The following is a 962-nucleotide window of genomic DNA, read 5'->3' on the forward strand; positions in this document are numbered from 1 at the left end:
GGTCGGTGGCGGCATGGGCCGCACGCCGGTCATCGGCACGGTGATCAACGAGTTCCTGCCGTGGCAGCAGATCCTCGTCTACCTCGAGGCCATCGTGCGGGTCTACAACCGCTACGGCCGCCGCGACAACATGTACAAGGCGCGCATCAAGATCCTGGTGAAGGCCGAAGGCCAGCGCTTCCTCGACGACGTGGCCGCGGAGTTCAAGAAGATCCTCGAGCTCGACAGCGACGGCACCGAGCAGATCATTCCGCAGGCCGAGTTCGACCGCGTCGCGGCGCACTTCGTGACGCCGGCCGGCGTGGCACCGATCGCCGGCAGCAAGATCGGCATCCCCGCCGACGCCCCCGCCGCCTACCAGCGCTGGCTCGAGCGCAACGTGCACCCGCACCAGCTGGCCGGCTACCGCAGCGTGACGCTCTCGCTCAAGCGCACCGGCCAGGCGCCCGGCGACGCGACCGACACGCAGATGGAGCTGGCCGCCGAGCTGGCCGAGCGCTTCAGCCAGGCCGAGCTGCGCGTCTCGCACGACCAGAACCTGGTGCTGCCGTGGGTGCGCGAGAGCGACCTGTACGTGCTCTGGCAGGCCGCGCGCGCCGCCAGCTTCGCGACGCCCAACATCGGCCTGCTGACCGACATGATCGCCTGCCCCGGCGGTGATTTCTGCGCGCTCGCCAATGCCCGCTCGATCCCGATCGCCGAGGCCATCACCGAGCGCTTCGACGACATCGACGAGCTCTACGACATCGGCGACATCGACCTGCACATCAGCGGCTGCATCAACTCCTGTGGCCACCACCACAGCGGCCACATCGGCATCCTCGGCGTCGACAAGGACGGCAGCGAGTGGTACCAGGTGACGCTCGGCGGCCTCGACGGCTCGGCGATCAGCGGCCACCAGTCGACGCCCGGCAAGGTGATCGGCCCGTCGTTCGCCGCCGACGAGGTGCCCGACGTGATCG

General features: G+C 69.3%; 1 protein-coding gene. It reads left to right on the forward strand.

Features of this window, described 5'->3' with window-relative positions; all coding sequences use genetic code 11:
* Positions 1 to 962 (forward strand): nitrite/sulfite reductase (locus AC1D01_RS36500; RefSeq protein ID WP_477874667.1); only part of this gene is annotated, 962 nt, incomplete at both ends.

Source organism: Rhizobacter sp. P3_B12, assembly GCF_056402895.1.